The 500-nt window shown below is 71.0% G+C and carries 1 protein-coding gene; it reads right to left on the bottom strand.

Going from position 1 to position 500, the window contains the following annotated elements:
* Nucleotides 1-500: AMP-binding protein (locus ACYCCG_RS26075; protein ID WP_459672329.1), on the bottom strand; the 500-nt coding region annotated here is incomplete at both ends.

The following is a 500-nucleotide window of genomic DNA, read 5'->3' on the forward strand; positions in this document are numbered from 1 at the left end:
TCGCGCAGGGCCTGCTCATCGGTGCCTGCCTCGCTCGGTACCACATAGCCCACCAGTTGCAGGCTGCCGGCCAGCTCCACCGCCAGCACCACCGCCTCGCGCACTTCGGGCTGCTCCATCAGCCGTGCCTCGATCTCCCCCAGCTCGATGCGCAAACCGCGGATCTTCACTTGGTGGTCGATGCGCCCGGCATACTCGATCACCCCATCGGCACGCTGGCGGGCCAGGTCGCCGGTGCGGTACAGCCGCTCGCCAGCACCGAACGGGCTGGTGACGAAGCGCTCGGCGGTCAGCGCCGGGCGGCGGTGGTAACCGCGCGCCAGGCCTTCGCCACCCAGGTACAGCTCGCCGATCACCCCCAGCGGCGCCGGGCTCAGCTCGGCATCCAGCACGTAGGTCGCCAGGTTGGCGATCGGCTGGCCGATCGGCACCGTATCGGCGCCCTCCTCGCGGCAGGTCCAGTGGGTCACGTCGATCGCCGCCTCGGTCGGGCCGTACAG

The organism is Pseudomonas sp. VEM90 (assembly GCF_054611535.1).